A 25,323-nucleotide genomic window follows, 5' to 3' on the forward strand; every position below is an offset into this window, starting at 1 on the left:
CAACACACATGAACCCATGTGGGAACGGGCTTGCTCGCGAAGGGGCCGTGTCAGTCATATCAATGTCGACTGACACACCGCTTTCGCGAGCAAGCCCGCTCCCACATTTGATATTCGGTGATCACGGCATTTGTGTATCAACACGCCACTGTTCCCGTGACGCGACGATGCAGGCAAGATGAAGGTCTGCAAGTCAGAACACAGGAAGCTGATCGTGACCGAAGCGTTTATTGTTGTTCAAACCGCCGAACAAGCCGTTGACCGGCTCGCCGCCCTGCATGAGCAGGCTACTTCTGCGCTGAGCCAGGCGCTCAAGCGTTACCTCAAGGATCGTGTCGAACCGGACGCCGAACAGCGTGCGATGTTTCGTTATCCCGAACTGCGTTTGACCTACCTCTGCCAGGGTGAAGTCCCTCAGACCACTCGCGCCTACGCCAAGGTTCAGTTGCCGGGGACTTACAGCGTCACCGTCACCCATCCTGCGGCGTTCCGTAAATACCTGCTGGAACAGCTGGTGCCGTTGATGCACGACTTCACCGTCACGGTCGAAGTCGGCGTCAGTCAGCAGAACATTCCGTATCCGTACGTGGTCGAGCAGGGCGATGAGCTGGCCGGTTCCGGCGTCACCGCTGCCACGCTGGCGCGAGTATTCCCGAGTACCGACCTGTCCGCCGCCACCGACGGCATCGCCGATGGCTTGTACGACTGGGAAAACACCGATCCGCTGCCGCTGGCCTTGTTCGATGCGGCACGGGTGGACTTCTCCCTACGCCGACTGGTGCATTACACCGGTAGCGACTGGCGCCATGTGCAGCCTTGGATTCTGCTGACCAACTACCACCGCTACGTCGATCAGTTCATCGTCCATGGTCTGGAACAGTTGCGCAGCGACCCGCGTTTTGTGCGCATGGTCTTGCCGGGCAACGTGATCATTGAAAAGAGCATGGACCACGGCGAAGCCTCCGCGATTGCGGCGGGCGTGGTCTGGCACCGATACCAAATGCCGGCCTATCACCTGATCGCCAGCGATGGCCACGGTGTGACCCTGGTGAACATCGGCGTCGGCCCGTCCAACGCCAAGAACATCACCGATCACCTGGCGGTGCTGCGTCCGCATTGCTGGCTGATGATCGGCCACTGCGGCGGTTTGCGTCAGTCGCAGACCATTGGTGACTACGTGCTGGCTCACGCCTATATGCGCCGCGACGGGATTCTCGACCGGGTTGTGCCGCCGAACATTCCGATCCCGGCCCTGGCTGAAGTGCAGATGGCGTTGCAGCAAGCGGCGGCCAACATCACTGGCGAGAAGGGCGACGAACTGAAAAAACGCCTGCGCACCGGCACCGTGCTGACCTACGACGACCGTAACTGGGAACTGCGCTGGGCTCAGGAACGTCCGTTGATCAACCTGTCCCGCGCCGTGGCGGTGGACATGGAAAGCGGCACCATCGCCGCGCAAGGTTATCGTTTGCGGGTGCCATATGGCACGTTGCTCTGTGTCTCGGACAAACCTTTGCACAGCGAAATCAAGCTGCCGGGTTCGGCCAACGCCTTCTATGAGCGCGCGGTCAGCCAGCACTTGAAAATCGGCATCGAGGCGGTGGACTTGTTGCGCACCGAACTCAACTCGTTGCACTCGCGCAAACTGCGCAGCTTCGACGAGCCGCCGTTCCGCTGATAGAGAGTTGTCATGGTCATTTGGCGGTCAGGCCACTAGCATAGTGAGCCCTGACCGTTAGATGCTCCTTTCCCCATGTCTCGTCCTCAACGTCCCGTTTCCCGCCGTCCTGGCGTGAAGCCTGCGCCAACCACTTCAGCCCCGCGCCGAGTCGCCAAAGCGCCGCCGGCCGAGCCGAAACTGATTCTGTTCAATAAACCGTTCGATGTGCTGACGCAATTCAGCGACGGCGAGGGGCGGGCGACGCTCAAGGATTTCATCGAGATTCCGGGGATCTACCCGGCCGGGCGGCTGGACCGCGACAGCGAAGGTTTGCTGCTGCTGACCAACGACGGCCAGCTTCAAGCGCGGATCGCCGACCCGAAACACAAACTGGCCAAGACCTATTGGGTGCAAGTGGAAGGCGAGCCGAGCGCCGAGCAGTTGCAGCGCTTGCGCGATGGCGTCGAGCTGAACGACGGCATGACCTTGCCCGCCCAAGCGCGGCAGCTTGAAGAGCCAGCACTGTGGCCGCGCAACCCGCCGGTGCGTTTTCGCAAAAGCGTGCCGACCAGTTGGCTGGAGTTGGTGATTCGTGAAGGTCGCAACCGTCAGGTACGACGCATGACTGCTGCGGTCGGCTTACCGACATTGCGCCTGGTGCGAGTCAAAATTGGCGACTGGACGATCGAAGGGCTCGATCAGGGCCAGTGGAAGGAAGTGCCAGCGCGTTTATGACGAGCTTTCGATGTAGGCGATGACCACGCTTTTGATGATGAACGCGAGAATCCCCAGGCCCAGCACGAAGAACAGAATGAAGGTGCCGAATTTGCCGGCCTTGGATTTTTTCGCCAGATCCCAGACGATGAAACCCATGAAAATGATCAGAATGGTGACCAGTCCGGTCATCATCCACTCTTCGAATACTGCAGGATCCATCGAACATCTCCAGCGCGGGCGGGCTAAAAGGGCGGGGCGAGTATACGCCATGGCAGATTGACGCCGCATTGACCTGCGTCGGTGTGCCGCGGTTATTGGTCGCCGCATAGTGATCGTTCCCATGCTCTGCGTGGGAACGATCAGTCATCCTGTAGGAGCGAGGCTTGCCCGCGAAGGCGTCCTCAGCTGCGCAAATGAGTCAACGGCAACTCGGTACTGTTCAACACCTGGTTCAACACAAAACTCGACCGCACACTGGTCACGCCTTCAATCCGGGTCAAATGCCCCAGCAGCAGTTTCTGATAGTGGTCCATGTCCGGCACCACCACCTTAAGCTGATAGTCGGCATCCATCCCGGTCACCAGGCTGCATTCCAGCACCTGCGGCAGCGTTCGAATCGCCGCTTCGAAATTTTCAAAACGCTCGGGCGTGTGGCGGTCCATGCCGATCAACACATAGGCCGTCAGACTCAAGCCGAGCATCTTGCGGTCCAGCAAGGCGACCTGGCGGGAGATGTAGCCGTCGTCTTCCAGCTGTTTGACCCGGCGCGAGCACGGTGAAGGCGACAGGCCGATGCGTTCGGCCAGTTCCTGGTTGGAGATGCGCGCGTCACGCTGCAGTTCCGCCAAAATGCTCAGGTCGTATCGGTCGAGTTTGCTCATCAATCAGGCCTTTGTCATAACTATTGCGGAAGATTATCTATCCAGGGTTAAAAATTGCGCAAGTGATGTTTGTTTGAGCAATCTTCGCAATCCCCTGCCGGTGGCCCAAGCCTATTCTTATTACCAGAATCACTGCTCGGACAAACAGTCCACAACGGCTCGCCCAATCAGGCCTGCCGCGGCCGCCACCCCCACCGGGGATGTGCCGGCCTCCGAGCTACACACTGTCCAGAAGACGGCGTGAGGTGAGCCAACGTCAAAAGCGTTGAGCACGGACGAAGTTCTCAAAGGGAGGCCGACGGGTCTCCCTTTTTTATTGCCTGCGAAATAAGTTGCGCGACTGATAACCTGTCGCAGAACCGGCCTGTGGTTTTTCAGTCTTACGTACAGGCCCTAACCCGCAGTGAGGAAAAGCATGAAGTCGCACATCTGGCGTTTGGCCGGTGTTGGTTTGCTGTGTGTAAGTGTCACTGCGCAATCGCTCGCCGATGAGCCGCAAAATCATGGTCCCGATAACGTACCGCACGGGCGAGACCATGAGCGAAATGACCAGGGCCATGGCGGCAACAACCAGCCACGCCCGCAGAACACCCCGCAACAGAATAATCAGCCGCATCCGCAAAACGTTCCGCAGCAGAATCAGCCGCGGCCGCAGAACAACGAAGTCATTCGGGGTGAGAACAGCCGACAGTTCGAACACAACGGGCAGAACCAGAACGGCGGCCAATGGCAAAACCGCCAGCCTCAAAACGTACAGGGTCGACCGGCGCCACCACCGGCCAATAACTTGCCGATCCAGGGCCGGCCAGACACCGTGCGCCAGACCCAGGAACCCCAGCGTGGTTACAATCAGGACATCCCGCGACGCAACGATAACAACCAGCACTGGCAGGCCGGCAATCAGGGCTCACATCCCAATGATCATCGTTGGGAAGGTCGCCCGGATGGGCACGGTAATGGCTGGGGGCCAGGACCGCAGTATCGTCCTGGTCATATGATCGACCGCTTCCCGGATCGTAACTTCCGCGTGCCTTACCGTGGCCAGGATTACTTCTTCTCTGGCGGCTACTGGTATCGCCCGCAAGGTCCGCGTTATGTGGTGGTGCAGCCGCCTCGCGGGATTCGTGTGCACTACATGCCCGATTACGCCCGTGAAGTCTGGATCGGCGGGGCGCTGCTGTTCCTCGCGGCGGGTTCTTACTACGCCTACGAAGAAAGTACCCAGGATTATGTCGTGGTCGAACCGCCCGTTGGCGCGCCGGAGCCGCAACCGCAACCGCAACCGGCCAGCAGTGGCATTGACGTGACGGCTTATCCCGCCAACGGCCAGTCGCCGCAACAGGTCGCTCAGGACGGTTACGAGTGCGCTCAGTACGCAGTGCAGCAGAGTCGTTTCAACCCTCAGACCGCCACCTACCAACCCGACCCGGCGGTGGTGCAAGCCTACCGCCAGGCTGAGGGCAACTGCTTGAGCAGTCGCGGTTATCAGGTGAGCTTCTAAGCCTTCGCGGCTATTACCACTTCCTGCGGGTCGGCGTGTACCAGCACTTCGGCTCGCGGGTAAGCGGCGTGAATCGCATCGGCGGCTTGATCGCTGATGCCGTGGGCGACTGACAGGGTCAGCTCTCCCGGCAGTTCCAGGTGCAGTTGCACAAACCAGTGATTGCCGGAAATCCGCGTGCGCAGGTCATGCGCTCCCAAAACACCCGGTACCCCGCAAGCCAGTTCAAGCATGTGCTGGCTGACATCCGTCGGCAGCTCTTCATCCATCAGCACCGCAAAACTTTCCCGGGCGATCTGCACCGCACTCCAGAGGATGTACCCGGCAATCCCCAGGCCAAACCAGGCATCCAGTTGATTCCAGCCGAACCCGGCCAGCACCAGTGCCACCAGAATGCTGCCGTTGAGCATCATGTCCGACCGGTAATGCAGGGAGTCAGCGCGCACAGCGTTGGAGCCGGTTTCCTTGATTACCCGATGTTGCAGCATCAGCAACGCCAGGGTCAGCGCGAGGGAAAAGACGATCACCCCGATGCTGAGCCACGGTGCGCCGACCGGTTCCGGATGCTTGAGCCGATCAATCGCCTGCAATGCAATCAACACCGCACTGCCACCAATAAACAGCGCCTGGGCCATGCCCGACAGCGATTCGGCCTTGCCGTGGCCGTAACGATGATCGTCATCGGCCGGGCGCAGGGCGTAATGCACCGCCAGCAAGTTGAGCAGCGAGGTGATGCCGTCGAGCGCCGAGTCGGTCAGCCCGGCGAGCATGCTCACCGAACCGCTCAGCCACCAGGCAATGCCTTTGGCAACAATCAGCGTACAGGCGACAGCCACGGAGGCGCGGGTCGCCAACCGCAGCAGGCGAGCATGTTCAAGGCTGGTGGTCATGGGAACGGCTTTTCCTTTAAGTGCACGGGTTACGCGGCAGGTTGCAGGCCGAACATGGCCAGTTGCTGGGTGCTGCCCTTGTGTTGGATCAGGCGTGGATCGTCCAGCGGGAAGCTGCGGCCCAGTTCAGTTTCGAGAATGGTCTGCAACTTGTGGTTATCGACCTTGCCGTCAGCACCAATCGCTTCCTTGAGTTTTTCCGGCGCCACTTGAGCGGTCTTGCCCGGCTCGAAGTAAATCGCGCCAGTGGCGAAGTCCACGGCAAACGCGACCAGGCCGGGGATGATGTAGAACAGCAAACCCACGGCATCGAGGACGGCGATGGCCGGGTCGACTTTGCCGTCGATCTGACCACGACGGTCAGGGTAGAAAATCGAACCGCAGGCGGTCACCTGGGTCAGCAGGGTGGCGACCAGTACACCGCCAATCAGGCGAAAGGGGATACGCATATGAAATCTCCTGAGTCATCTAGAAACGAAGCGTCGTTGTTATGAATTAAGACCGCGACAAACGCCTGGCAGTTCGCCGTTATACTCGGCCCGGCAGGGCGTGCCCACAGTAAATTACGGCCGCGTCTTACCCCTACTGGAATAGTTGAGGATTGATGTTGTTTTTTCCAGATCGACAACGCGTAACGGCTAATGGATGTTATCGGGGTTCGGCCCTCCGGGCTGAAATTGTGGACGCGCCATGCTGCGTTGCGGGACTTGGCAAGGAAACGACCCATGTCTGCATCCCGCGCCTTGCCTGGCACGACCACAGTTTCAACGCGACTCGCAATTTACTGTGGGCACGCCCTGGGGAGCCAGCATGATTTCTTTGCCGATTGATGAAGTTTTACCCGCCCTGCGTGAAGCCTTGGCGACACGCCATGAAGCCGTGCTCGAAGCACCGCCCGGCGCCGGTAAAACCACCCGCGTGCCGTTGGCCTTGCTCCACGAGCCGTGGCTGGCCGGGCAGACCATTCTGATGCTCGAACCGCGCCGGCTGGCGGCGCGGGCAGCGGCGGAGCGCCTGGCCAGTGAGTTGGGCGAGAAGGTCGGGGAAACTGTTGGCTATCGCATTCGCCTCGACAGCAAAGTCGGCCCCAATACCCGGATCGAAGTGGTCACCGAAGGCATTCTCACCCGGCGCTTGCAGGATGATCCGGCGCTGGATGGCGTCGGTCTGCTGATCTTCGATGAATTCCACGTTTTGTCACTTTCACTGAAAATACCTAGTTTCTTGTCAAAATACAGGGCATTTTCTTCCTTCCGCTAACCTGCTTCCAGGTAATCTCCCTGGGCCTTCTTCACTATGTACCCATCAGAAAAGCAACCTCGGTGCGGCACTACATTCCACCCCCGGTAGGTGCCACGATCTCAAACCCAGTCCACCCACCCGCGTAGACCTTGATCACCCCAAAGCCCCTCGAAACCATTGGACGAGCAGGAAGCACCACTGCAGCCGACGGTTACTGACTGATCTCAGGTTCGAATGCTATTCAGTTGGCTTCGCCCCAAGCCGGGCCAACGGTACGCAAGCGAAAAATTACCCCTGACGAAGGCCTTGCAACATGTGGTGGTCAGTTGCCAAGCGCGACGGCTACTATGGCCGTCTTTGCTCCACGCCGAAGACTTCCAAGGAGGGTCGCTATGTGGGTAGATACCTAGGAGGCATGCCATGACGTACACGGTGAAACGTACGGATCTGCAGCAACAGAAATATAAATACACCTGGAAGCGCGATAAAGGTGATGGGACATACGCTGGCCCCGCTGATCGTGCCAAGGTCGACAAGGATGAAGGCTATGAGGTTGCGGACTTCATTCAGACTTTGATGAATGACCATGGAAAGACCGGGACGGCGAACGTTCATGCTGCCGAAAATGCTCTCCAAGCCCCTCAACTCAGTACCGTGACCTCGCAGGTTGACCTTTACAAGGCGGTGAAGGCTGATGTGCGCTGGTAAGTCAGCTAGCTAGTACCTTTTTACGACAGTAATGAGATCTGTGGAGAAGTGCATGTTGGATGCTCCTTTTTTCGATCCGCGTATGCCGTGGTGGTTTGAGCAGGTCGCGCAGGATTACAGCCAGAAGCTCGCCACGCTTGGTAAATGGCTCTTTGTGGGGAGTGGCGCGTTGTTTTTTGTTCCGCTAACCCAGTGGATGGCACTTGGGTTGGCCGGTGCTCTGCTTGCGACTGCTGTCATTCTGGGGCGTGCTTACAATGAGCATGTCGATGAATTCATCAAGCACACTTCGGTTGCAAATCTCATCAAGATCTTCGCTCCAACTTGGCGATACATGCTCATTACGAGCCTTCTTCTCGGGGTAGGCTTAGGACTGAATGAGTGGAGTTTCTTCGCCGAGCATAAGCAGATCATTATTGGTTTGTTTGTTTCGGGCGGAATTCTGGATGTGGCTAAAGGCTTCTTCAGCAACTGAAGAATGGCGGGTAGTTGGCCGGTTTGGCCAGCTATCTGCTACACAGAGCCGTCCCCCGACGAACCTTTGTATACTGCCCCGCATGTCGCAGGAGTACACATGAGTTCGTTGCCGATCAATGCCGCGTTGCCGGCTCTTCTTGAAGCCCTCCACAAACGAGATGAAGTGGTGCTCCAAGCGCCGCCAGGTGCCGGTAAGACGACGCGCGTCCCACTCGCTTTGCTCGACGAACCTTGGCTGCAAGGGCAGACGATTATCATGCTCGAGCCACGACGGCTTGCAGCGCGCGCAGCTGCGGAGCGAATGGCCAGTGAGCTTGGTGAGAACGTCGGTGAGACCGTTGGGTATCGCATTCGCCTGGATAGTAAGGTCGGGCCGAAGACGCGAATTGAGGTGGTGACAGAGGGGATCCTGGCGCGCCGTCTGCAGAGCGATCCTTCTCTCGAAGGTGTCGGCTTGGTGATCTTCGATGAATTCCACCTCCGAAATTTGGATGCGGATCTGGCCCTAGCTCTGACTCTCAATGGCCGCGAGCTCTTCCGCGATGATGCACCACTGAAGGTGCTGCTGATGTCGGCAACACTTGAAGGGGAGAGGCTATCGCGCTTGCTTGATGATGCTCCAATCGTGACCAGCGAGGGCCGGATGTTTCCGGTTGAGACGATCTGGAGCAAGCCGCAACAGCCGGGTGAGTACATCGAGCCGCGAGTCATCAGCGCGTGCTTGGATGCGCTCGCTGAACAGACCGGCAGCGTGCTGGTCTTCCTTCCAGGCCAAGCGGAGATTCGTCGAGTCGTGACGGGCTTGGAAGAGGCTCTGAGCAACTATCCATCCCTTAAGCCTGACGTACTTCTTTGCCCTCTTCACGGCGAGCTCGACCTGAATCAGCAGCGGGCTGCGATTGATCCCGCCCCACCAGGAAAGCGGAAGGTAGTACTGGCAACGAACATCGCTGAGACGAGTATCACCATCGACGGTGTACGTGTCGTTATCGATGCAGGACTTGAGCGGGTTCCTCGCTTCGACCCTCGCAGCAGTATGACCCGCTTGGACACTCAACGCATATCCAAAGCAAGTGCAACTCAGCGCGCTGGTCGAGCAGGCCGAATCGAGCCAGGTGTGTGCTATCGACTCTGGTCTGAAGCCCAGCATGATCAGATTCCCGCTTTCAGTTCACCTGAAATTCAGCAGGCAGATCTCACAGGCTTAGCTCTCCAATTGACGAAGTGGGGCGTGCAGCCGGGTGACCTGAAGTGGCTTGATGCTCCTCCCGCAGCTGCTTACTCCCAAGCGAGCGATTTGCTTCGGCGCCTTGGCGCGTTGCAACCAGATGGGCAACTGACAAAGCACGGGCAAGCTATGGCAGAGCTGCCGAGTCATCCACGGATTGCTCATCTCCTGTTGCGAGGTCACGAGCTGGGTCTGACTGAGACGGCGTGTAACATTGCAGCGTTGCTCGGCGAGCGCGATATTCAGCGTGGTGGTGGAGCAGACCTTCACAGCCGTTTGGCCATCATGTCTGGTGAGCAGAGAGCACAGCGCGGCGAGCAAGGGGGGGCCCAACGCGCTAAGCAACTCGCTAGGCAATATCGGTCATTCTTGCGCGGCCAAGCATCGCAGCCAGTCGCTGATTCAAACCACCCTCAATGGGTGGGCTGCCTGCTGGCCTTGGCCTATCCCGATCGGGTAGCGCAACAGCGCCGCGCTGGCGGGGCTGAGTATCGTTTGGCGAATGGTCGTGCGGCGATGTTCACCGAGACCGACGCCCTGATGAAGCATTCGTGGCTGGTGATCGCTGACTTGGGTAGCCGACAGGGGCAGCGGGAAGAGCGAATCTACCTCGCGGCCGACTTGGACGAAGCATTGTTCGAGACTGTCCTGAAAGAACAGGTTACCCAGGTGGACGAGCTCGACTGGGATGAGCGGGAAGGTGCTTTGCGTGCTGAGCGGCAAGTTAAAGTAGGGGAGTTGATTTTGTCCCGCGCACAACTGGCCAACCTGGGCGATGAGGCTCGTGTACAGGCGTTGCTTAACTTTGTTCGTCGTAAGGGTTTGGAGCTTTTGCCCTGGACGCCCGAGCTTCGCCAGTGGCAGGCGAGGGTGGAGCTGCTGCGCATATTGGATGAAGAGTCGGGAAACCGAAGCGAGTGGCCCGACCTACGTGATGAGGCATTGCTGCAGTCGCTGGCAGAGTGGTTGGGGCCATATGTCGGTAAAGTCACTCGCCTCAGTCATTTTGGCCAGCTCGACTTATCGTCCGTCCTGCGCAACCTTCTGCTCTGGCCTCTTCCGCAGCAGCTTGATTCCCAGGCGCCCCAGACGGTTTCGGTACCGTCTGGATCGAATATTCGAATCGACTACAGCGAGCGGCCTCCCATATTGGCTGTGAGACTCCAGGAGTTGTTTGGCCTTGCAGACACACCGCGAATTGCCAACGGGCGGCAGGTACTCAAGCTCCATTTGTTATCGCCAGCGCGACGTCCTGTGCAAGTCACCCAGGACTTAGCAAACTTCTGGAAGTCGACGTATGACGAAGTTAAGAAAGACCTCAAAGGTAGATACCCCAAGCATTTTTGGCCTGATGACCCCTTGATTGCGGAAGCCACCGCTAGGGCTAAGCCGCGAGGTACCTAGATAGCCGATGGGTACACCGAGCCTGATGGCTCAAGCCTCGGTGGAGGTTGATTAATCGTGACAACCTCAGCATCACGGCCTCGCTCATGCAGCGTTCAATTTCTTGGGATAGATCATTACGTGGTCAGCTTCCACAAACGATTTACGGTCGACTGTGGAATTCCGAGTTTCTCCGATGCTTGCTTCCGGCTCATACCCTCTGTCTTGCATTCGAGCACAGCGTCGATCTTCGCTTTTGAGGTGCGCTTACCTGCGGGGTGGGTGATCAGTTTCCCATCTTGAAACTCCGCATGCATACCATCAGTGATGCCCGGTTCCAGTCGTGTGAGCTCGCTATCCAAATCTGCAAGTAAAGCGGATTTTGACTGGCCATTTTGGAATTTGGTGGCAAGCGCGATCAACGCTATGGGACTAGTGCCGAGAGCGAGCGTGAGGCTCTCGAGCATCTCAAGGGAAATGCCGGTCTTGCCGTGCTCAAGATTATGGATGTGCTTAGCATCGGCCACGTTGTGGAGGTCTTCCTGTGAAAGACCCTGAGAAACTCTGAGTAGGCGAAGGGCGGCTGCCAGAGGCTCTCGTAGCGACATTGACTAATCCCCAAAGACGAGGATATAGCCACATCGAACAAAACCATTCCATGGACTATACTGCGCATAATGGTTTATGCTCGTCATCCGTTGTCTTGTAGTTGCTCACAGCAGTGAGACGGCGATGACGTGCCCGTCCAACCCGAATGGTGCTCGACAGCAACATATACGGTTTATTGCCATGCAGGTTGACTCAGGATCGAGCCAAGCACACGCCGATGATAGCGATGACCCCGGTGCGCTGGGGGCCAAGCCGGTGTCATGGCTGACAACTGAACTGATACTGACTTGATCAAGGAATTCTTGTGCCTAAGTTTTTTTATTCAGATTGCGTGATTACTAATATTGCCAAAAACACCTCTGCTAAGACTGTGTACTCAGCAACGATTAACGACCGCCAAGCCAGTCGATTGGTGATGGACGAAAAAACCTATGAATACCTAACAGGTATAGGCAAGGGATCTACAAACCGCGTTTGGTACCTTGCCATCGGTTTGAGAAAAGCTTTGATGATTGTGTGTATTGAAAATGCGGCCGGTGAGCGGCATTCAATGCGTAATACTCTATTTCAAAAAATCTACAGCTTAACTATTCGTCCGGTTTGTTTTGGGTTTTTAGCCTGGTTCGCATCGTGGATTTTACTGTTCATCCCGCTGCTCATTATTCATAACGGAAACGTGCGCGAAGCAGGGCCTGCCATGGAGACACTATCTATCCAAGTAGGAGTCGTCGCAGCGGTAGCTTTTTGTGCGCTTTCACTCATGATTTTCTTGAGGCTAGGAAATTTGGATAGCTGGAGTCGAGGAGATTTACAGCGTTATACATCAGTAAAGCAGCGTGCCTTCGGCTCCTGATTTCTCGATGAAAAACGTCGTCTGCAAACGTATAACCTTTGGCGAAAGTTTATTGCGGATGCACTGCAAGTTTAAGCACATCGAAGTGCACCTCAAGAAGGTGCTGCGAATGCGCGTACGAAGAGTGAGTAACTATAATGTTTATGTCTGACGAGTCCTGCTCGCTGGGCTTCCCCGGGCTATTCGGGAACGGCCGAGCCGGATGGCGAATGGTCGAAAGGGAATCGCTTGATCCCTGGTATCACGTCACCTTTCGCTTAATTGCAGGTAAAGAGTCCCGCACTAAAAAGCTGATGCCAACCGATGCCTCCTCACTGTCCGACCTACTTGCTCTGCAGAGCTCCACCTGCTTGGTTGGAGAGGTTCAGGTGGTAACGGCACCGAGCCTTAATGGAAGCCCGTCAGAGCGTATGGAAAAGCTTATTCGCCTGCTCATCGGTAACGACATGAGAGGTGAGTGCGTCATGCTTCATCAAGTCGAGGGCGGAAAGATCTACAGTTCGTTTGATGGCCTGACTGATGCCGCATTGCTCAGAGACTCTCGGATAATCTACGAGGCGACTGATACCCAATCACCTGATCAAGAATGCGTGGGTCACTGAGGAAAGGTCTTTCCAATGAAGCTTCAAATCTATTCAGATCTGCACCTCGAGTTCGCTCGGTTCGATCCCACGCTAAGCGACGCTGACGTAGTCATCCTCGCCGGCGACATTGATATCAAATCACGCGGGGTGAAGTGGGCTAACGAAGTCTTCCAGTGCCCGGTGATCTACGTCTGCGGAAATCATGAGTACTACGGTGGCCACATCGAGCACACGCTTCGAAAAATGAAGGATGCCGCAGCTGCACATGTTCACGTCCTCGAAAACGAAGTCTTGATCCTGAATCAAACTAGGTTTCTGGTCACTACAGCCTGGACAGATTACTCCTCGACTGGAGACGTTACTGCCGCGAAACGAGTCGCCTGGGATTGTATGAACGACTTCACCGTCATCAGAACAGATGAGAGATACCGGCGCCTCCGTCCCGATGACGTGATCGCTAAATCCAAAGCAGCATATGCCTGGCTCACACAGGAGCTGGACAAGCCGTTCGATGGCAAAACCGTCGTAGTTACGCACCATGCGCCGATGTTAGATCACGTCGGTGATGATCTTCCCGCGCACTTGATCGCTGCTTATGCCAATGACTGGCCGGAGCTCGTGGGCAAGTCCGATCTGTGGGTCTCCGGGCACACCCACATAGCAGCCAGATTTACCCAAAGTGGGTGCCGCGTGGTCTCCAACCCAAGAGGTTATCCAGGGCAGAGCACTGGCTTTGATCCTGATTTGTTGATTGATCTTTGATTGCTTTGATAGGTCAGTGGCCACGCTCGCTTTACTGCCCGCGCTCAACGAGAAGGAGTTTTTCGATGGTGACTTTAGATGAAATCTCGCAACTTTTTTACGGCGCCGGGGAAGAGGTTGCTGGCTGGGAAGGCTCACAAGAAGACCTAATCTCTTTGGCAGCAAACACGTTCCCCGGCAAAGCGTTCTGTGTAGTTAAGCAGTGGATTTTTATCGACCTAACGGTTAATCCCGTTGAGAGAGAAAAGGTCATTGGGCTAGGTCTACTGCCCGCGACTTTGTTCGCGCATGAAGTCGTTTTTGATAGTCGAAATCGGTTTCAGCCCGGCATGTGGGTACGCAGCAATTTCGGAAAATCCTTCGCTGAAGGCTGCATGTTTGAAACCAAAGGTACGGTCTATCTCCTCCTCGGGCCAGGACTGAGGAAAGAGGCCACTGTGGGTGCAGCTTTTTCAATGTCGGCCTGACGCGTGAAACGCGCCGGCAAATTATCTGGATTCGTTTTGGAGCATTTTCGGGATGTCTGAAATCATCGAAGTCGAATTTCATAGCAAAGCATTGACCGACTTTCAGCTGTGCCGCCTCGGGCGAGCAAGCATCCGAAGGTATTCGGTACCGGTCACTGCGTTCATCAGCGATGCCTTCATCGCAAATGACGCATGCCATGGCGTGTCCTTCGATCACGTTGAGCAAGGTGACGCTTTTCGCCCAGCAGATGGCGGCCTTCTTCGGACAGGGAAAATTTAGAAGGTATGGAAAGAGGGGCGTTTCTGGCTTCTTGAAACTCAAAGTGGCAACTACGTCCTAGGCAGTTTCCTGCGAGGTGTCGGACGGAAGAGTTTTGGTGAGTTTCTTCAGACAGGTGAGTGGACTTGCCCCTTCAAAACCGGACACCAACTCCCCGTTAAATTGATGCCACTGCCAAGCGCCTGAACTCCCTCGGTGAACGGTAGTTCAAGGCGCTGTGCGGATGCTGCTCGTTGTAATGTTCGAAGGCAATTGCCAAGTTACGCAGCGCCGTTTCTCGATCCGGCTTGGGCATGTGCGCCACGTAATCACGCTTGATCGTCTTCACGAAGCTCTCTGCCATGCCATTACTCTGTGGGCTACGCACCGGTGTGGTCACCGGCTGCAAGCCGATCTGTCGAGCAAACAGGCGCGTCTGTTCGGCGGTGTAGGCCGAACCGTTATCGCTGAGCCACTGCACCGGCGTTGCAGGCAGCTGATCACCGAAGCGCTTCTCCACGCTTTCCAACATCAAGTCGCGGATGTCATCGCCGCTGTACCCGGTTGGGCTGGCGACCCAGCCGATGGCTTCGCGATCACAGCAGTCCAGGGCGAAGGTCACGCTCAGTTTAGCGCCGTCCTCGCAACGGAATTCAAAGCCGTCCGAGCACCAACGCGTATCGCTGGTTTGCACCGCAATACGGCCTTCGTGCCGACGCGGCACGCCGGGTTGTTTGATCCGGCGTTCAAGCAGCAGGTTGTGATCACGCATCACCCGGTAAACCCGCTTCACGTTGATCGCGGGTAGCAACTGGGTTTCACGGACGCGACGCAGCAATCCCCAGACTCGACGGTAGCCATAGCTGGGCAGTTCGCTGACCTGTTGCTGGATTTCGGCCACCAACTCAGCGTCGTTCACAGGTCTGCTTCGCCGTGTCTTGGGCGATACCGATTGCTTGATTCGAACCGTTAATTGCGAGCGCGCCACACCGAGACATTCGCTGACCAGCTTCACTGGTCGTCCCCCGGCAACAAGGATGAGTGCGCAATCCATTTTCGCGACCGGGCGATCTCCACGGCTTCTTTGAGGATTTCCGCTTCCATCGTTTTTTTGCCCAGCATCCGTTGCAGTTCACGGATCTGCTTGAGCGCATCGCTCAGCTCGGAGGCCGGCACCACGGCTTCGCCCGCGCTGACCGCCGACAGGCTGCCGTCCTGATACAGCTTGCGCCACAGGAATAACTGGTTGGCATTGATGCCGTTGCGCCGAGCGACGACCGACACACTTTGCCCTGGCTCAAGGCTCTCGCGAACCATGGCCAGCTTTTGCTCTGGGCTCCAGCGGCGCCGCCGCTCCTGGCCCAAAAGCTCCCCATTCTTATCGTTGCTGTTAGTCATAAACATAACCGTTTGCCTATCCCTTATCGTAAGGGGGAAACGGTGTCCTGTCTTTCATGGGGCTCGTTCAGTGAGCGTTACTGAGGTGTAAATTCAGCAACGCACCAACGTGGCGATTGTCATGCGCACGCTAAATCACCTTTGACTACCTGGCTTTTGAAGGCGCTGGCGCGCAGGGGCGATTTCATCGATGACCCACGCCAATCCCTTTGCCCCCCCCGTTACATCAGTAGAAGGGTGCGAAAAGTATTTTCCAACGACAGTTTTTTACCCTAGGAGCACGGTATGGGGCACCTCAGCTTGGAAGACATTTACCCCGATGACGTGAAAGAGTACGGTCATATGCGAGTGGGTATGACCGACCTGTATGTGAAGGAAAATCATGTCGCACTTGGCGCTACTACGCTCGGCGAATGCCGCGATTTGACTCGCCGCTTGTTGCGTGAGGAAAACGTGCAAATGGTCATCAGCGCCAAACTCGCCGCGTTGCCTGATGACTACGATCCGTGGATCTGGCAGATCAAACGAAATCGCGCCTTACATGCCAAGTACGGAGCGAAATTTGATCCTTGGGGAGACGACTGACAGTCCCGCGTCCATTTACAAATGAAGCGCCTCATCTCGTAATTTTTTTGAACCTGTTAAAGGTTTGTTGGAATTGAGCCGAATTGGATTTAGTAAGCCAATTTTTCGAGAGTGCTATGAGCGACAATGACCGTTTGAAATCCCGCCTCACTTTCAAGGCCTCTGAATTTTTCAGTTTTCCGGGCACAGACGAGCATTTTCGTGCGACGGTCAAACTCACCCCGTCTCGACTCATACGTGTAGTCCTCGACGACTTCAAAGCATGCTTCACCACACGGCAAGCTTATGAGATAGCGTCTGGTCTAATCAAAGCGGTACTCAACTCGTTTGACCACAATCACCCAAAATCGGATAAGTCTAATATCCAAACAACTCATGATCATTGGACTGTTCTCATTGAGCGCCATGAGTCGTTGGGATCACAGGAAACATCTGATCTGCTCCAAGTTGTGATGACTGGTAGAAATTTCTTAATTAAAGGAGCCCTGCTCGATCCCGAGCCGATGGTGGAATTTATGGGCGGCGAAAAGCCTATCTATGATTTTCAGATCAGGCTAGATGGCCAAAACGTCTTAATGTGTTTTGGTTGGGTCAGCTGGAGTCTCAGCCGAAGTGAAGCACAGTGGCTAGCGGAACAGCTTTGGACTGCAGTGTTTTTAGCAACAAAGCCTAAGGCGCAGATTAATCAGGAGTACACAAAAGGAGTATGTGCAACCTGATACTTGTTGAGGGTGTACCTACTGCCATGCCAGTGCAGTAGGCCTCGCTGCCGAAGTGCGGCCTTTGCCCTTGCTGCCGACTATTGCTCGGGATCGTTTGGGCTTTAACAGCGTTGACGGCACCACACGTATTCATGAGATCGTTGATCAGGCGTCCTTTTACATCGGCAGGCAGTAACGGAAGTCTGCCAAAAACACCTGATTCAAATATCTGTATTCATGTACTGTTAGTCAACTAATGACCTTGAGATTATTCCATGTCCAAACTCGCAGAATTCCGCCAGCTCGAAAAACACCTTGCCGAACAGCTTCAAGCTCTCGAAGCCCTGAAGGGAGATGTTGGGCTCAAGAAAGAAATTGAATTCGAATCGAAGCTGCGTGCGTTGCTTGCGCAATATGGATACAGCTTGCAGAACGTGATCAATTTGCTCGATCCAAGGGCCGGTCGTCGCGCACCAGCTGTTGAGTCCAAAGCCGGCACTCGTAAGCCTCGCCAGGTGAAGATCTACAAAAATCCTCACACTGGTGAAATCATCGAAACCAAAGGTGGCAACCACAAGGGGCTTAAAGAATGGAAAGCTGAACACTGCTCCGACACTGTCGAGTCTTGGCTGAGCAAGTAATTTTGATTTGAGTACAAAAGGGCGTTTACGCGCCCTTTTTGCTGACGCTATCTAGGCAGTGTACGAAAAGTAATGTCGCAAACACCGCATGGTGCAAGCCAGTGAGACCATTGCGCCAAAACTTTTCGCCAGCTTGTCGTAGCGCGTACCGATCCTTCGATTCTCTTTCAGCCAACCGAACATGCGCTCAATGAAGTTGCGCTGCCGGTACTTGGGCCTATCGAATAGTCTTGGCAGGCCGGGCTTTGGCTTGCGCTTCATGGTGCGCAAGGGAATCACCGGCTGCATCCGGTAGCGGTCGCAATAGCGCCGAAGGTGTTCAGCATCGTATCCCTTGTCCGCCAATAGCCAGCGACAGCACTTGCGAGGTAGTCCCCTCTGACTACTTGGAATTTGAATCTGATCAAGCAACGGCTGCGCATGAGCGATATCGCTGGCCTGTCCGCCTGACAGGTTGAAACACAGAGGGATTCCGTTCGAATCGCAGAGCATATGAATCTTGGTCGTGAGGCCGCCACGACTGCGACCCAGTGCATGGTCTAGCGGTTTTTCAGGCCCCCCTTTTTTCCGTCGCCGGAAGAGGCTCGGGTTGCGTGTACCGCGGTGGAGTCAATCATCCAGGTCTCCAGATCGATTAACCCCAGCTCGTTCAACTTGATGTGAAGCCGTTTAAGCATTTGGTCGAATATCCCGCGATTGCGCCAGTCACGAAAGCGCTGATAGACCGTCGACCATGGGCCGAAGCGCTCGGGCATGTCGCGGCAAGCAGCGCCCGAGCAGAGTACCTAGAGCACGCCGTTAAGCATCAGCCGATCATCTGCCCGTGGGCGTCCGTTACGGCGGGGTTCACTGAAGATGTCTGCAACCACGTCCCAGGCTGCGTCGGGGAGCTCGTACTGTTTGGCCATCGTGGGCTCCTGTCTTTGATGGGGGGCAGTTTCAGATGATTTCGCACAGAGCCCAGACTATGTTGTCGACGCTGCAGCCTTTGCCTGTTTAGCGTAACTGACCCTGTGCAAAAAACTAATAAGCTGCCTTTCTATCTATTAATCTTAAAAGTTATACTTAATCCCTAGCGTCGCGCCAGTATCGCTGTAACGTTTACTACCAATTTGTTGAGCCACATTACCCCAGAGATTCACTTTTTTATTAATCTGACCTTCCACACCGACTTTCAACTCGCCGATGTTAGCAGTGCCGTCCTGCTTCACAGTGGTGTTATCCAGCGTGGTACCAAAGTCCTTGGTGTTGTGGATCCAGTTAGCTTCGACAAACGGCTGGAACACACGCTCTTTGCCTTTATCTTGATCGCTGTAGCCCTTCATAAAGGCTTTCACCCCCAAACGAGTCTGAATATTACCATCGCCTTCACCCGATACATTGGTACCGTTGACTTCTTTATGGTCATCCGCCTTCACACCCATCCAAGTAATTTGCGCTTTAGGCTGGATAAAGTAAGTGGCGCTGTTGGCCGCATTCTCCCCAGCTTTAAACGTATAACCGCTTTCAATTGAGGTAGTAACACCCTTGGATTTATATTTTTCAGACGCCAAGTCCTGACCATCAACGGTATTGTTGAACCAGCTATATTGTGCCCAGCCATCTATATACATGCCAGACTTATCAGCTTCATTGGCGTACCAGGTGCCGTATACACCAACACTGTAACCGTCGGTCGTCCCTTTGGAGTTATAATCAGAAAACTTAGAATCCGTTCTACTCTTACTACTGCCGTAACCAGCCATCACACCCAGGTGGAAACGATCCATGCCGTTATTGCTCCACTGCGCAATATCGCTACCCAGTTGCATCACATAGCGGTTTGCCTGTGTGCTCAACTGACCGCTGGCATCGCGCGAGCGGTTATACCCCCCCTCATTACGAAGCCACATACTTGTGACTTTCTGCTCGCCAGTTAGCGAGTCGATATACTGGGTTTCCCCTAACCGATCATGCAAGCGCGTCACAAACATATTGTTCGCTGCTGCCATGTTAGCCGTATACGCCCCAGCTTCCGGGCGCTCAATCAGTGGAGAGGGTGGCTGACCGGGCTCTGGATTAGGAATGAGCTCATTGGTCAGATACCAGTTACTGGCGTTCGCATCTGTGCCTCGCACCAACGAGTAGTCATAAGCTCCAGCCACAATACGACCGTTCTTAACAAAGTCACCGTCAGATATACCGTTAACTTGTATCAGCTCAATACCGTTCAGGGTAGCCATACCGCTACCGCCGACATTAGTCACTCTCACCAATGTGGTGCCCGAGGTATTACCGTTCACCACCAGTTTATCGGTTGCCGAGGCATCGTCATTCAGCACCGTATTGAAATTCAGTAAACCGTTATTTCCAATATAATCACCTGTGACTGTCAGTACAGTCCCGGGCGCGCCGTTAAGACTCACTACGCCAGCGTTAACTAAGTTGTTAACATCAGAGTTTCCAGTCAACACCCAAGAGCTTGAATTATCTAAAGATATACTGGTTGCGTTTTGGGAGTAACCAGACCAGTGACTATTATTCTGAAGCGATAGTGAGATATTGCTGGTTGAGTCTGCAGCAAGACTACCAGCAATCAGCGTATTGTCTTTTGCCACGATATCTAGCACGGCATTGTTATTCGCGCTAGCAAATTTGTTAGTGGCGCTCTTAGCTACCGTGTTAGCCAAAGAAACATAGCCTATCGAATTCCCAGCAATAATTATATTTTGGTCTGCAGTTATATTTGCATCTTTAAACTCGGAAATTGCACCTGACATGGTTGGTTGTGACGTGAAGTTTATTGCTGAGCCGTTAGACGATATTTTAGCATTTGAAATGTCGAGCTTACCAAACTCAGTCATCGTGATAGCGTATGAATTTAGTCCTTCGGTACGAATATTAATGTTGCTCCCTGTAAATGTTCCTGAGGATACAACACCATCCGAACGATTATCACCATGGGTGATTATATTTAAATTATCAGCTGTAATGCTAGCGCCGCCACTAATGTTTACTCCTCTAGCCTGTTCGCCAAATGTTTCAACTGTAGTGTTTCTAACGTCGACAGTACCATTAGAAGCACTAATGCCGGACGACAGATCACCCAGTGTTTTTATATCCCCATGAGAAAAGCTGATAATGCTACCAGAAATATCACTGACCAATCCATACGCCTTAACACCTGATGTGTTAATGTTGAAATTGTTTAAGTTCAAGATCCCACCAGCACCATGAATACCTGAGCTATTCTCACCCAAAGTATTGATAGTCACATTATCGGCATTGACAATACCACCACTTTGAGCTGTCAGGCCGAAAGAAGACACACCGCTCACATTGATTTTAACATTATTTAAATTTACTACTCCTCCATTGAATGCATTAACAGCGTTATTGGTGTTTCCCAAGGTATTGATAGTTGTATCAGTAGCAGTAACTAATGAGTTATTGCCATTTGCAGAAACCGCATTGCCAAAATTAGGAGTGTAAACTACGGAATCACCACTGCTAATAGCTAATGATTGATTGCTAGTCGCATTAACGCCCGTAAAAACTGTAGCGTTAATCGCAGGGGAGTTTGTTAAGAAAAGGACTGTTGATATAGATATCGACAATCTTGATTTTTTGGTTTTTATCATGATGCACCTTCAAGTTTGTTTGTTGGGGTAGTATTCATTAGGTCGCTATTCGACTGTAATTCTTTATAGTGATAACATTCAGCTATCACTTTAAATCTCAGTTGAGTACTTCATGAGAAATGAATTAATGTGAGCGTACCTCAAGCATCAATCACATTGAAAATAGTCCTGCTGTATTAAAGAACGCTGCATGAATATCTAAACGCTAACCTGTGATGCTCTATCAGGGTAGTATGATCAATCACATTCTGCTGGAAATGTTGCAATTTTCCCTGCGCCTTCGAGCTTGTGGGTTGATATCGTGTATCTCTGATAGTGATAGCCGGACACACAGATAGCCCCCTCCATCAAAAAAACCCAAGAGCAACGCTTGCATTACATAGAAATACCGTCGTGCCAGTAAGCGATCGGTACCATACATTCGGTGCCAGTTTTCACGGGGAACCAGCGCTGTTCACTACTTGATTGCCGGAGCGCGCGGGAGATTGGTTTATTCAAAAATTATGGTTTCTGTACAGTCTTTATCTTGGTGTATCGCTGCCGGCACGTGACTCATAGACCGTATGAATATAATTCGAGTTAGCTAGCCCTAGCGATTAAGGAGTACTTTACAATGGCGGACAAACCAGGATGACGAGTATGGCAAGGGACATCATCGAGGTAATCGTTGGTGTTTGAGATTTCAAAATTATTAATCCTGACCTAAGTTAAACTTCGCATTGCTGGCAGTGCGATAGCACTATTTAACCGCCATTAAATCAGCGACAGTATTACATGTTTGGCTCATCACGGTTGGCTCTATTTAATGCAAAATATGACACTACAAAATATTTCGGTGATCTCCATCAAGTTTGAGGGTCTCTGAAAATAACTTTCGGAATTGGTGAGAATACTAGATTCTATGCGAAATCATCTGAAACACATTTGAACCCAGCAAGCGTCGGGACTCAATGAAGTTCGCCCCCGATCAAGGCAGGAGCCCACGATGGCCAAATGGTACGAGCTCCCCGACGCAGCCTGAGACGTGGTTGCAGACATCTTCAGTGAACCCCGCCGTAACGGACGCCCACGGGCAGATGATCGTCTGATGCTCAACGGCGTGCTCTGGGTACTCTACTCGGGCGCTGCTTGGCGTGACATGCCCGAGCACTTCGGCCCATGGTCGACGTCTATCAGCGCTTTCGTGATTGGCGCAATTGGGGGACGTTCTACCAGATGTTTGAGCGGCTTCACATCAGGTTGAACGAGCTAGGGTTAATCGGTCTGGAGATCTGGATGATTGACTCCACGGCGGTACGCGTAACCCGGGCCTCTTCTAATGCGGAGAACTGCAAGACTACGCCCTAGGCTTTGTACGAAAAGTACTGTCTCAAACAGCGCATGGCACAAGCCAGCGAGACCATCGCCGCATAACTTTTTGCGAGTTTGTCGAAGCGCGTAACGATGCGGCGGTTCTCCTTCAGCCAGCTGAACATGCGTTCGATGATGTTGCGCTGCCGGAACTTGGGGCGATCAAACAGTCTCGGTAATCCCGGCTTGGGTTTGCGCTTCATCGTGCGTAGCGGGATTACCGGCTGCATCCGATAGCGGTCGCAGTAGCGACGCAACGCTTCGGCGTCATAGCCCTTATCGGCCAGCAACCAACGACAGCGCTTGCGGGGGCGGCCGCGCAAACGCGGGATGTAAGCGTTATCCAGCAACGGTTGCGCATAGGTGATGTCGCTGGCTTGCCCACTTGACAGTAGAAAGTTTAGCGGTACGCCATTGGCATCGCACAACATGTGGATCTTGGTCGTCAGGCCGCCCCGGCTACGTCCGAGTGCATGGTTTTGCGGTTCTTCAGGCCCCCTTTTTTCCTGGCACCAGAAGACGCCCGGGTTGCGCATACCGTCGTGGAGTCAATCATCCAGGTCTCCAGACCGATTAACCCTAGCTCGTTCAACCTGATGTGAAGCCGCTCAAACATCTGGTAGAACGTCCCCCAATTGCGCCAATCACGAAAGCGCTGATAGACGTCGACCATGGGCCGAAGTGCTCGGGCATGTCACGCCAAGCAGCGCCCGAGTAGAGTACCCAGAGCACGCCGTTGAGCATCAGACGATCATCTGCCCGTGGGCGTCCGTTACGGCGGGGTTCACTGAAGATGTCTGCAACCACGTCCCAGGCTGCGTCGGGGGGCTCGTACCATTTGGCCATCGTGGGCTCCTGCCTTGATCGGGGGCGAACTTCATTGAGTCCCGACGCTTGCTGGGTTCAAATGTGTTTCAGATGATTTCGTACAGAGCCTAGTGCTAGATAGGTGAAGAATAATGTTTATGACGCTGTACTTGAAATGAATTCAAGCGCAGTAAAAAATAGGGGTTTATGGGCGCAGCAAAAATAGTATCTGTATAGGTTCCGTATCTTGAAATGTGTTGATTTGGATCTCCAGTTGCCTAGTGTTTTTGAAATCAATTTTCTGTAGACTAAGAGAAAAAAATACATCGTGCTCAAAGGCTGGTATGGCCGTATATAAACATTAGAAGTGACAAATTGACGTATGGATAGCTATTTTTTGTACGGTTTACACGTAATGGTTTAATTACTCAACTGCTATTGATGGTATAGAGCTCTGCATTCTAAGCCACTTTTCAAAATCCACAAAAATCATTGGCTTTGCGAATAAGTATCCTTGCAAATAATTAACGCCTCGCTCCTTCAGATAGTCAGCTTGCGTCTTATTTTCCACTCCCTCTGCTATTAGCTTTAACTCAAGTCGCTTAGCTAGATCAATGATGCTGTCAAGAACTGGCGAGTTAACCGACACTTGACCAATTGTCGAAACAAAATATTTATCAATTTTTAGGTAGTCGACATCGAACCGCTGTAAGTAAGCGAGAGAGCTTTGGCCAGTGCCAAAGTCATCAATAGCGAGCTCAACTCCGGAGCGTCGCAAAGAAGTCATCATCTCTTGCGTAACCTCATCTTGAGTAACTATTTGTCGTTCGGTAATCTCCACGACTATTATTGGGTCGAGACTGCAAAGTGATGAGCGTAAGGAGATTAAATCGTCTAGCAATGTAGGCAGGTTGAAGTGCTCTGAAGCAATGTTGAGGCCGACATGAAACTTGGCAGGGAGAATCGCTCGGCTTAGGTCACGTCGTACACAGCTGAACAGCCGGTGCGTTAGCTCTATAATCATACCGCATGATTCTGCTTGTGCGATAAATAGATCAGGGCTGATGAGCCCGTGTATAGGATGTTTCCAGCGAAGTAAAGCTTCCACGCCAGTGCATTTTCCTGAGTTTGAGTTAATGATGGGCTGGTAACATACGAAGAACTCATTTTGTGCTAGGGCGAGTTGTAGTTCGGCGTGAATACCCCTACGTTTTTTCAAAGATCGATATGCAAGAATTGAAATAGGAACCCCCAGTACTAATGCCCAGGGTAGCCATAGGATTGTAAGTTTCAAACGATAAGTTATTACAGACAAGGGATTCTGATAGGTACTTACACTAATTGGGTAGCGTGATGATTTTACTACTATTTTTCGTGATTCCCCATTGTTTTTAATTGGGGGGGCTAAGCTGTTTGATTTCAATTCAACTAAGCGTAAGCTAAGAGGGTCATCGCTAGGCTTGGATGGGTATTGCAACAAGTCTAATAGATAGCGGCTTTCAATAATGGCAACGGCCCCGGAAGTATTATTGATCGCGTGATAGTATATGAGTGCATGTTTAGTCGGTGCAAATGGGGTGCCGGTACTTAAGGAGGAAGTATTGTTGCTTGAGCTTTTTACATCGATAAGTAAATTCAATGGTGCGTGAATTATCCCTGTTGCAGTTGAGCAGTAGAGCCATCCATCCTTTGCAAGATAGACTGAGCGTAAATAAGGCGCGATACGAGCTTGTTTGGCCCATGTGTCACATGGAAGTTGGGGGGGCAATGTATGCTCGCTAATTGATTCTTGAAACTGGTCAAGTATCACTTCGATTTGATTCACTATTACGCGTGCAGTACTCTCGGTCTCTAAGTTTGCATATTCATGGGCTTGATATTCCACATAAGAAATAAATGCGAGGAGAGTGGCTAAAGATGCGACGGGGATTTTGAGTTTTTTTTGAAGGCTGAAGAGAGTGAGTTTTTTGGTCATTGGAGTCTGCCTTGTAGCGTTTTTA

At 53.4% G+C, this 25,323-nt stretch carries 22 protein-coding genes and 4 pseudogenes; 16 read left to right on the top strand and 10 right to left on the bottom strand.

The genetic code is table 11. The annotated features are described in order from the left end of the window. Positions 1–178: 178 nt before the first annotated feature. Both amn and AC1MEW_RS07195 read left to right on the top strand, forming a co-directional pair. A complete protein-coding gene (amn, locus tag AC1MEW_RS07190; protein WP_201191944.1) occupies positions 179–1,678 on the top strand; it encodes an AMP nucleosidase in 1,500 nt (499 codons plus the stop codon). Positions 1,679–1,753: 75 nt separating this feature from the next. Then, entirely contained in the window at positions 1,754–2,395 is a 642-nt protein-coding gene (locus AC1MEW_RS07195; protein WP_480425818.1) for a pseudouridine synthase, read from the top strand. Here the strand turns inward: AC1MEW_RS07195 and AC1MEW_RS07200 are convergent. Together AC1MEW_RS07200 and AC1MEW_RS07205 are read right to left on the bottom strand one after the other, a co-directional pair. Continuing rightward, positions 2,390–2,596, bottom strand: a complete 207-nt coding sequence (locus AC1MEW_RS07200; RefSeq protein WP_201191946.1) for a DUF2788 domain-containing protein — start codon at positions 2,594–2,596, stop codon at positions 2,390–2,392. The two genes, AC1MEW_RS07195 and AC1MEW_RS07200, sit on opposite strands and share 6 nt — an antisense overlap. A gap of 182 nt (positions 2,597–2,778) precedes the next feature. Beyond that, positions 2,779–3,258, bottom strand: coding sequence for an Lrp/AsnC family transcriptional regulator (locus AC1MEW_RS07205; protein WP_007937367.1), 480 nt, complete (start codon positions 3,256–3,258; stop codon positions 2,779–2,781). A gap of 415 nt (positions 3,259–3,673) precedes the next feature. Between AC1MEW_RS07205 and AC1MEW_RS07210 the strand changes: the two genes are divergently transcribed. Further along, positions 3,674–4,759, top strand: a complete 1,086-nt coding sequence (locus tag AC1MEW_RS07210) for a DUF6515 family protein (RefSeq protein WP_480425821.1) — start codon at positions 3,674–3,676, stop codon at positions 4,757–4,759. Here AC1MEW_RS07210 and AC1MEW_RS07215 read toward each other — a convergent pair. Beyond that, on the bottom strand, positions 4,756–5,649 hold the full coding sequence (locus AC1MEW_RS07215; protein WP_201256597.1) for a cation diffusion facilitator family transporter: 894 nt from the start codon (positions 5,647–5,649) through the stop codon (positions 4,756–4,758). The genes AC1MEW_RS07210 and AC1MEW_RS07215 overlap by 4 nt on opposite strands. 29 nt (positions 5,650–5,678) lie before the next feature. After that, positions 5,679–6,098: a polyribonucleotide nucleotidyltransferase gene (locus tag AC1MEW_RS07220; protein WP_201198132.1), complete on the bottom strand. Its 420-nt coding sequence runs from the start codon at positions 6,096–6,098 to the stop codon at positions 5,679–5,681. Between the two features lie 361 nt (positions 6,099–6,459). Here AC1MEW_RS07220 and AC1MEW_RS07225 point away from each other — a divergent pair. The 4 genes and pseudogenes from AC1MEW_RS07225 to hrpB all read left to right on the top strand — a co-directional run. Next, positions 6,460–6,852 (top strand): annotated as a pseudogene (locus tag AC1MEW_RS07225) (DEAD/DEAH box helicase); the annotation flags it as partial. A gap of 459 nt (positions 6,853–7,311) precedes the next feature. Further along, complete coding sequence (locus AC1MEW_RS07230) at positions 7,312–7,599, top strand: hypothetical protein (protein ID WP_480425824.1); 288 nt, start codon at positions 7,312–7,314, stop codon at positions 7,597–7,599. Between the two features lie 52 nt (positions 7,600–7,651). Continuing rightward, positions 7,652–8,074 (top strand): hypothetical protein, encoded by a 423-nt coding sequence (locus tag AC1MEW_RS07235; protein WP_480425826.1) that lies wholly within the window; start codon positions 7,652–7,654, stop codon positions 8,072–8,074. Positions 8,075–8,173: 99 nt separating this feature from the next. Next, positions 8,174–10,708, top strand: coding sequence for an ATP-dependent helicase HrpB (gene hrpB / locus AC1MEW_RS07240; protein WP_480425828.1), 2,535 nt, complete (start codon positions 8,174–8,176; stop codon positions 10,706–10,708). 116 nt (positions 10,709–10,824) lie between these two features. Here the strand turns inward: hrpB and AC1MEW_RS07245 are convergent, their stop codons facing one another. Continuing rightward, positions 10,825–11,214 carry a hypothetical protein gene (locus AC1MEW_RS07245; RefSeq protein ID WP_480425830.1) on the bottom strand — a complete coding sequence of 130 codons (390 nt, stop codon included), beginning with the start codon at positions 11,212–11,214 and terminating at the stop codon, positions 10,825–10,827. Positions 11,215–11,600: 386 nt separating this feature from the next. On the opposite strand from AC1MEW_RS07245, the gene AC1MEW_RS07250 reads away from it, so the two are divergent. The 5 genes from AC1MEW_RS07250 (at position 11,601) to AC1MEW_RS07270 (ending at position 14,242) form a co-directional block, all read left to right on the top strand. Continuing rightward, positions 11,601–12,149, top strand: a complete 549-nt coding sequence (locus AC1MEW_RS07250) for a hypothetical protein (protein ID WP_480425832.1) — start codon at positions 11,601–11,603, stop codon at positions 12,147–12,149. 209 nt (positions 12,150–12,358) lie between these two features. Then, complete coding sequence (locus AC1MEW_RS07255) at positions 12,359–12,751, top strand: hypothetical protein (RefSeq protein WP_480425834.1); 393 nt, start codon at positions 12,359–12,361, stop codon at positions 12,749–12,751. Between the two features lie 15 nt (positions 12,752–12,766). After that, on the top strand, positions 12,767–13,495 hold the full coding sequence (locus AC1MEW_RS07260; RefSeq protein WP_480425836.1) for a metallophosphoesterase family protein: 729 nt from the start codon (positions 12,767–12,769) through the stop codon (positions 13,493–13,495). A gap of 65 nt (positions 13,496–13,560) precedes the next feature. Next, positions 13,561–13,962, top strand: coding sequence for a DUF6957 family protein (locus AC1MEW_RS07265; RefSeq protein WP_480425838.1), 402 nt, complete (start codon positions 13,561–13,563; stop codon positions 13,960–13,962). 52 nt (positions 13,963–14,014) lie between these two features. Then, positions 14,015–14,242, top strand: coding sequence for a hypothetical protein (locus AC1MEW_RS07270; protein ID WP_480425840.1), 228 nt, complete (start codon positions 14,015–14,017; stop codon positions 14,240–14,242). Between the two features lie 157 nt (positions 14,243–14,399). On the opposite strand, the gene AC1MEW_RS07275 is transcribed toward AC1MEW_RS07270, so the two are convergent. After that, a protein-coding gene (locus AC1MEW_RS07275) for an IS3 family transposase (RefSeq protein ID WP_480425842.1) occupies positions 14,400–15,619 on the bottom strand; the annotation gives its coding sequence in 2 pieces (ribosomal slippage) (positions 14,400–15,274 and positions 15,274–15,619; 1,221 coding nt in all). 285 nt (positions 15,620–15,904) lie between these two features. Here AC1MEW_RS07275 and AC1MEW_RS07280 point away from each other — a divergent pair. From AC1MEW_RS07280 to AC1MEW_RS07290, 3 genes are all read left to right on the top strand, one after another. Next, positions 15,905–16,204 (top strand): hypothetical protein, encoded by a 300-nt coding sequence (locus tag AC1MEW_RS07280; RefSeq protein ID WP_480425844.1) that lies wholly within the window; start codon positions 15,905–15,907, stop codon positions 16,202–16,204. Between the two features lie 116 nt (positions 16,205–16,320). Next, positions 16,321–16,923, top strand: a complete 603-nt coding sequence (locus AC1MEW_RS07285) for a hypothetical protein (RefSeq protein ID WP_480425846.1) — start codon at positions 16,321–16,323, stop codon at positions 16,921–16,923. Positions 16,924–17,180: 257 nt separating this feature from the next. Next, the gene (locus tag AC1MEW_RS07290; protein WP_480425848.1) at positions 17,181–17,546 is read left to right on the top strand and encodes a histone-like nucleoid-structuring protein, MvaT/MvaU family; all 366 of its coding nucleotides are present in this window, start codon (positions 17,181–17,183) and stop codon (positions 17,544–17,546) included. Positions 17,547–17,597: 51 nt separating this feature from the next. Here AC1MEW_RS07290 and AC1MEW_RS07295 read toward each other — a convergent pair. Continuing rightward, a pseudogene (locus AC1MEW_RS07295) lies at positions 17,598–18,454 on the bottom strand (IS5 family transposase). Between the two features lie 144 nt (positions 18,455–18,598). Then, the gene (locus tag AC1MEW_RS07300; RefSeq protein ID WP_480425850.1) at positions 18,599–21,166 is read right to left on the bottom strand and encodes an autotransporter outer membrane beta-barrel domain-containing protein; all 2,568 of its coding nucleotides are present in this window, start codon (positions 21,164–21,166) and stop codon (positions 18,599–18,601) included. A gap of 1,024 nt (positions 21,167–22,190) precedes the next feature. Between AC1MEW_RS07300 and AC1MEW_RS07305 the strand changes: the two are divergent. Beyond that, positions 22,191–22,489, top strand: a pseudogene (locus AC1MEW_RS07305) (transposase); the annotation flags it as partial. 20 nt (positions 22,490–22,509) lie between these two features. Here the strand turns inward: AC1MEW_RS07305 and AC1MEW_RS07310 are convergent. Next, positions 22,510–23,362, bottom strand: a pseudogene (locus AC1MEW_RS07310) (IS5 family transposase). A 385-nt stretch (positions 23,363–23,747) separates the two neighbouring features. Beyond that, the gene (locus AC1MEW_RS07315; protein ID WP_480425852.1) at positions 23,748–25,298 is read right to left on the bottom strand and encodes an EAL domain-containing protein; all 1,551 of its coding nucleotides are present in this window, start codon (positions 25,296–25,298) and stop codon (positions 23,748–23,750) included. Positions 25,299–25,323: the final 25 nt, after the last annotated feature.

The sequence above is a fragment of the Pseudomonas sp. ASL4 genome (genome assembly GCF_056680395.1).